The 6450-nt window shown below is 67.3% G+C and carries 5 protein-coding genes, 1 tRNA gene and 3 pseudogenes; 7 read left to right on the top strand and 2 right to left on the bottom strand.

Features of this window, described 5'->3' with window-relative positions; all coding sequences use genetic code 11:
- Positions 1 to 692 precede the first annotated feature (692 nt).
- The 4 genes and pseudogenes from ACWIHY_RS39915 to ACWIHY_RS39900 all read left to right on the top strand — a co-directional run bounded on the left by ACWIHY_RS39915 (position 693) and on the right by ACWIHY_RS39900 (position 2955).
- Positions 693 to 1256: a Uma2 family endonuclease gene (locus tag ACWIHY_RS39915; RefSeq protein WP_454381626.1), complete on the top strand. Its 564-nt coding sequence runs from the start codon at positions 693 to 695 to the stop codon at positions 1254 to 1256.
- Between the two features lie 60 nt (positions 1257 to 1316).
- Positions 1317 to 1858 (top strand): annotated as a pseudogene (locus tag ACWIHY_RS39910) (transposase); the annotation flags it as partial.
- A 43-nt stretch (positions 1859 to 1901) separates the two neighbouring features.
- Positions 1902 to 2468, top strand: a complete 567-nt coding sequence (locus ACWIHY_RS39905; RefSeq protein WP_454381624.1) for a CBS domain-containing protein — start codon at positions 1902 to 1904, stop codon at positions 2466 to 2468.
- A complete protein-coding gene (locus ACWIHY_RS39900; RefSeq protein WP_454381628.1) occupies positions 2353 to 2955 on the top strand; it encodes a CBS domain-containing protein in 603 nt (200 codons plus the stop codon). Before ACWIHY_RS39905 ends, ACWIHY_RS39900 begins: the two co-directional genes overlap by 116 nt.
- Positions 2956 to 2959: 4 nt before the next feature.
- On the opposite strand, the gene ACWIHY_RS39895 is transcribed toward ACWIHY_RS39900, so the two are convergent.
- Positions 2960 to 3033: transfer RNA gene (locus tag ACWIHY_RS39895), tRNA-Met, on the bottom strand.
- 48 nt (positions 3034 to 3081) lie between these two features.
- On the bottom strand, positions 3082 to 3669 hold the full coding sequence (locus tag ACWIHY_RS39890; RefSeq protein ID WP_454381622.1) for a hypothetical protein: 588 nt from the start codon (positions 3667 to 3669) through the stop codon (positions 3082 to 3084).
- Between the two features lie 547 nt (positions 3670 to 4216).
- Here ACWIHY_RS39890 and ACWIHY_RS39885 point away from each other — a divergent pair.
- The 3 genes and pseudogenes from ACWIHY_RS39885 (at position 4217) to ACWIHY_RS39875 (ending at position 6322) form a co-directional block, all read left to right on the top strand.
- Entirely contained in the window at positions 4217 to 4543 is a 327-nt protein-coding gene (locus ACWIHY_RS39885; RefSeq protein WP_454381620.1) for a hypothetical protein, read from the top strand.
- Positions 4544 to 4627: 84 nt separating this feature from the next.
- A pseudogene (locus ACWIHY_RS39880) lies at positions 4628 to 5095 on the top strand (winged helix-turn-helix domain-containing protein); the annotation flags it as partial.
- 112 nt (positions 5096 to 5207) lie between these two features.
- Positions 5208 to 6322: pseudogene (locus ACWIHY_RS39875) on the top strand (IS630 family transposase).
- Positions 6323 to 6450: the final 128 nt, after the last annotated feature.

The raw sequence follows: 6450 nt of genomic DNA, 5'->3' as shown, positions 1-6450 counted from the left end.
GCTCGCCGACCGCTACCGCGCCGGAGTCGTCCTGGCCTCGCTGATCCTCTGGCTCCGCGAACCCGTCCGTGATCATTTGTCAGACACGGCCTAGGACACGACCGGTGCCGCGGGAGGCTTCGATGTGCAGGCCGGTGAAGAACGGGTCCGCCTGATAGAGGGCGGTCAAAGCAGTGTGGTCTAGGATAGCCGTCAGATGCACGCGGCGGCGCTGCCCTGATGGGCGCGGAGCTTCGCCCAGGCGTCCTGGCCGGCCTGTCTCTGCTCGGCTGCGACTGCACCAGATCTGGACAAAGTACGAGGCCCTCGGTCGCACTCTTCCCTGGTCGGTGGAGCCCTCCGAAGGGTGGGCCGCCCCGAAGGTTCTCTACAGCGACGCGGAGCCTCGCAGCCTGCCACCCAGCCCTGGCTGCACCGACGAGCAGAAAGCCGAGGTCGCCCGCCTACGCAGGAAGGGCAAGTCGCCTCCGCGCTCCAAGCCCTTTGCCCCGGGGATCCGCACCGTTCCTGGAGGCAGATCTACTAAATTGGGTTAGGGCGGCGTACGTGCATGTCACACGACGTCCATAGTCGCAAGTTCTGACGCAAAGTCAGTCGAACTAGTGGGCTACTCCGCGGGGTGGCTCACGATCACTAGTTCTGTGGAGGACTCAACTGGCCAGCCTGGCAGTTGCTCAGTGGAAGGATGCCGCATGACGACTGCGCCTGCCGACTACAACGCCGGCGTGGACCCGGAGCGTGCCCTCAAGTACGCGGTCCAGCGTATTAAGGGTGACCGCGCCCAGATCGTGGAAGGGGTTATCGAGCCGGTGTCGCCGACCTGGGACCATGAAGCGGCCGCAGAGGCGATCCGTGATCAGATCCGACCACGCGCCCGCGAACTTGGCTGTGTTACAGGTTCAGGAAATTTGGATCTCCCCGGGTCATCGAACTGGTACGTACCAGATATTGCAGTGGTCCCTGCTGCAGCAGCAAAGGGCGCCGGCGCTCTCCTCCCGGAAGACACGCTCTTGATCGTCGAAGTGACTTCGGAGTCCAATGGCGAAACCGACCGTGTTGTGAAGAGGAAGCGATATGCCGAGTATGGCGCGCCACTCTTCTTGCTGGTTGATCGTCAGGAGCGCAGCCTGACTTTGTACTCCGAACCGGGCCAGCTCGGCTATACGCGAGCCGACGGGCCGCACCCGTATGGCACGCTGATTCGATTGCCTGCGCCGTTCGGCTTGGATTTGGACACCCAAGGGCTTGGAGAGTAAGGCAGGCAGCAATGGGACAACGAAGCGAGAGTCAGCGGTGAGGACCGATCCCCGACCCCCACCAATTTGACGCTGCGCCAGCTCGCGCCACTCTTACGTATCTCGAAGTCCGCAGCTGCCCGGGTCAGCGACCAGATCGGCCCGCAGCTCGCTCTCCGGTCCCGCAGACGGTTCCGGAAAGGCGCCGTGCTGGTCGTGGACGGCACTTTGGTGCCCACCCGCGACCACACGGTGGCCGAGCAGTCCTAGAACTGCCGGTACTCCACTAACCACCAGGTGGTCATCGACGCCGACAGCCGCCTGGTCGTCCTCGTCGGCCGACCACTCCCCGGCAACTGCAACGACTGCAGGGCATGGGCGGAATCCGGCACCAAGGCCGCCGTGGGCCACGCGGTCACCATCGCCGACGGCGGCTACCAGGGAACCGGGCCCGTCATCCCGCACCGCCGTGAGAGAGGCAGGCCGAACTTCCGGCCTGGAAAGAGGCGCACAATCACTCGCACAAGCAAGTCCGAGCCCGCCTCGAGCACGTCTTCGCCCGCATGAAGAACTGGAAGATCCTGCGCGACTGCCGCCTCAAAGGCGACGGCGTCCACCACGCGGCGTTCGCCGATCCCGACCTCGGAGGTCACGCTCCTGGGCCTGGTGCGGCACGCGGCCGCTGTCGAGCGGAGCTGGTTCCGCGTCGTTGCGAACGCCGAGGACGTCAAGCCGCCTTGGCCCGGAGAGGTCGACGGCACGTTCGCCGAGTTCCACGTCGACGACGCCGACGTCGACGAGGCATTCGAGGTCTGGCGTGAGGAGTGCGCGCACGCCCGTGCCGTCGCCGCCTCCTTCAACTCCCTCGACGATCGGCAGGGCCGCGGAGGCCGGCGCCGCGCGCGTCGGCCCGGGCGGGTCCGACCGCGGCCGCCCCGTCACACAGCGGAGGAGGCCAAAGCCATGCCGCACCGCCGCTCCGTCGGTGACGTGATGACCGAGGAGGTCGTCACCCTCCGCCCCGACACACCGTTCCAGAAGGTCGCCGCCCTACTGGACGCGAACGACATCGCCTCGGCCCCGGTCGTCGACCACGACGGCGCCCCCGTCGGGTCGTATCCGCGTCCGACGTGCTGCGGCACGAGACCGGCATGCCCGATCCGCAGGGGCAGGACGGGAACGACGAGCGCGCCTGGGGCAAAGTCCGGGCCCGGACCGCGGACGCGCTCATGAGCACCCCGCCTTCACCGCCCGCGCCGACTGGACGATCCCCCGGGCCGCGCGGGAACTCCGCAGGCGGCACATCAAGCAGCTGCCGGTGGTCGGCGACGACGGGCTCCTCACCGGCATCGTCAGCCGCAGCGACCTGCTCGACGCCTTTATCCGCACCGACGCCGAGATCCGCGCCGAGGTCGAGCAGGACGTCCTGGGGCGCATCCTCGGCCTGGACGAAGGCACCGTCGCAGTCGAGGTCCGGGACGGGGCCGTCACCCTGCGCGGCCAGATCCCAGAACCGGGTCTCCTCCCGGTGATCGTGGCCCTCAGCCAGGGCATTGACGGGGTCGTCGCCGTGGACACCCACCTCACCGCCGCCCAGGCGTCGGGGCTACCCTGCGCGCCAAATCCCGGAGGGGTAAGTCCCCCCAACCGAAGCACTAAAAGCTGGAAAGCCGACGCATGGCAGAAGGGCCCGGATCCACTAGGAACCGGGCCCTTCTGAGCAGTAGCGGGGACAGGATTTGAACCTGCGACCTCTGGATTATGAGCCCAGCGAGCTACCGAACTGCTCCACCCCGCGTCGGTAAACACCACCCTACGGCACCGCTGGCCCGGCAATGGCTCCCTGTCACCGGACGGCGTGGGGACCGAGCGCTGCTCGGTTGTACCCCGGGCGCCTAACGGCGGATTCGCGAACTCCAATGCGCAGGTTGGGTCGCGCTATCTCGGCTGGGTGCAGAGGAAGCACCCCCTTCCAGTGAGGGAGCGCGCTCAAGATCCGGTGTTGTGTGCAGCAGGCCAGAGCGCGTTCGTCCGGTCCGGGGAAGACTCCGGTGCCATGAGAAGCCTCGGCGGGCACGAATGACTCGACCATGTCCTTGAACTGGCGCACGTAATTCTGAGCGAAGGGAGGTTCGTAATCCAGCTCGCTCCAGCGGTGGCAGCTCATCGCAAGCGTGGCGGCACGCAGCACGAAGCCCCTTGAATGAGATCGCTCCTGTGGCGTCGTGCCCCAGTCGATGTCTTCCAGGTTGAATCCGACGGTCCCTCGTCCCATGATGCTCTGATCCTGCAGCGCCAGAAGAGCCGCGAAACGGCAGTCCCATACGTCTTCGGCAAGGTCAGAGACCGCCAGCATCAGCACGTCGATGAACACCTCTGTGCCGCCGTTGGAGAGGTACAGACTTTGCTGTCCACCACCAAATGTGTTTCCCACCGCGCCACGGTACGACGCCTTGGTTCTCCGCAGCTCGGCTTAACGAGCGACTGGCGCTCCCTGGCAACCGTCGGCACCTCGCCAACTCGGCCGACCCTGCCCCGCCCCGGGAAGGGCACAGGCCGGCTCCTCCGGCTGCCAGGGCGCCGGCAGCCTCAGCCCTCGCCAAGCCGCAGCTACACGCTCCTCACCACTGCGGGGCGTCCGCCACAATCACCACAGCACTCAGCAGCGTCTGCACCGGCTGCGGCAGCTACTCGGGTTGCGAGGCGGGATGATCGAGTACCGCCTACTCGGGCCCCCGAGCTGGAATGCCAGGTGCGCCCACTCCTCGCACTGCCAAGGGACCCAGCCGCATGCAGCGGTCGGCAGCTCCGGCTCGCTCAGCTGCTTCGGCACCGGCCGCCGGTTCCAGTGAGCCGTCAACCCCTCGCGCACTGCACCCGGTGCGGGCGGATCTGGAGCGAGCAGGGCGTAGCGGCGTAGCCACACGGACGACGGGGCGTCGGAGCACCAGCGACAGGCCCCGTCGACCTACCCTGCAAAAATGGACAATCACGACGATCTACTCCGACTCGTCATCGAGAGGCATGACGAGCGTCAGAAGCCGCTTGAGGTCTCAGTCGTCGCCGATGGCACGCTTTGGACCGGAACAGTAGTGGCCGCTGATGACTGGCTTTGGAAAATCGTCGGCCACTGGACTCCAGTCGAGCTGGAGGATGACGCCAAGGCGACAACCGACAACGAGACGGTGCTCTACATCCACCTCATGGACGCATCGGGGGGCACCGTGCCGCTCGACGACGTTGTCCCGCAGCCTATCGAGTACCTACGCATCCCCTTGAACCGAATCACCACCTGGTGGGTGCCCTAGCTCGCGCTCACGCCCAGTTACTGACCTTGCAGGCGGGTTGTCGTAGAGGCTGACGGTTAGTGATCGTCGCGGTATGCCGGTTGCATGAGGTATTTGCAGGGTGGGGGTCTGACCGCGGAGAGGCAAGCATTCCGTGAGCGGGTCCGGATGCAAGCGGTAGGGATGTTCGCCGACGGGCGGGCAGCACGGACATCGCGAAGGAGTTACGGGTCAGCGTTCGGTCGGTTCAGCGGTGGCGGCGGGCCTGGCCGGATACGGGGCAGGACGCCTTGCGCTCACGTGGTCCGGCGTCCCGGCCGAAGCTGAGTGACGCGCTGTTCGCCGTGCTCGAGGAGGAGTTGGCCAAAGGACCGGTCGCTCACGGCTGGCCGGACTAACGGTGGACGCTGGCCAGGATCAAGACGCTGATCGGCCGACGGTTTCACAAGAGCATGACGTTGTCGGGTATCTCCCAGATGCTGCGACGCCGTGGCTGGAGCCCATCAGGGTCCGGCCCGCCGGGCCATCGAGCGTGACGAGGCGGCGGTGGCCGGCTGGGTGAAGGACGTGTGGCGCACGCGGAACCACGGCGGCGGCGCTCGGGGCCTGACCGCATAGGTTCGCCGGGTTGGTGGTCGTGGCGGTTGGATGTGCGGTGATGTCCGATCCGACCGCTGGAGGTGCGGTGGCCGAGCCTGTCCGTGTGCGCAGACTGACCGACCAGGAGGGGCAGCGGCTGCAGCAGATCGTGCGCCGGGGCAGCACCAGCACGGTGCGCTACCGGCGAGCGATGAGCTGCTGGCGTCGGCCGGCGGGAACCGGGTGCCGGTGATCGCCCAGCTGGTCCAGGCCGACGAGGACACTGTCCGGGATGTGATCCACCGGTTCAACGAGATCGGCTTGGCCTGCCTGGACCCTCGGTGGGCGGGAGGCCGTCCCCGCCTGCTCAGTCGTGACGACGAGGACTTCGTCATCCAGACGGCCACCACCCGCCCCACCAAGCTCAGCCAGGCCTTCACCCACTGGTCACTGCGCAAGCTCGCCGCCTACCTGCGGAAGGTCCACGGCTGCGTGATCCGTATCGGCCGCGAGGCCTTGCGCTGCCTGCTGGCCCGCCGCGGTGTCACCTTCCAGCGCACCAAGACATGGAAGGAGTCCCCCGACCCGGACCGCGAGGCGAAGCTGGACCGGATCGAGGAGGTCCTTCACCGCTTCCCGGACCGGGTCTTCGCGTTCGACGAGTTCGGCCCCCTCGGGATCCGGCCCACCGGCGGCAGCTGCTGGGCTGAGCAGACCAAGCCCGACCGGCTGCCCGCCACGTACCACCGCACCCACGGCGTGCGGTACTTCCACGGCTGCTACTCGGTCGGCGACGACCGCCTGTGGGGCGTCAACCGCCGCAGGAAGGGTGGCGGGAACACGCTGGCCGCACTGAAGTCGATCCGCGCCGCCCGGCCTGACGGCGCCCCGATCTACGTGATCATGGACAACCTGTCCGCCCACAAAGGCGCCGACATCCGCCGCTGGGCGAAGAAGAACAAGGTCGAGTTGTGGTTCACCCCGACCTACGCCTCGTGGGCGAACCCCATCGAAGCCCGCTTCGGACTCTGAGGCCACCATCGCCAACTCCAACCACCCCAAGCACACCGTGCAGACCCGGGCCCTGCACGCCTACCTGCGCTGGCGCAACGCCAACGCCCCCACCGCGACGTCCTGGCCGCCGAACGCCGCGAACGCGCCCGCATCCGCAGCGGGAAGGGCATCCGCTGGGGCGGACGCCCCCGCACCGCCTCGGCCTGAACGACCCGGCGAACCTATGCGGTCAGAGCACGAGCTAGTGGCTCGGCTCGCATCGTCGGCCGGGTATTCGACGTGCTGCTCGGGGGTGAGCAGACTGTCTCCAGGACCTGATCTTGGAGGTGGTCGTG

This window comes from Streptomyces sp. NPDC055287 (assembly GCF_053646035.1).
This window is presented reverse-complemented; position numbering and strand designations above follow the sequence as displayed.

Coding starts and splice junctions, on each gene's coding strand:
- ACWIHY_RS39885 (WP_454381620.1), top strand. CDS start 4,217: ATGGACAATCACGACGATCTACTCCGACTCGTCATCGAGAGGCATGAC.
- ACWIHY_RS39915 (WP_454381626.1), top strand. CDS start 693: ATGACGACTGCGCCTGCCGACTACAACGCCGGCGTGGACCCGGAGCGT.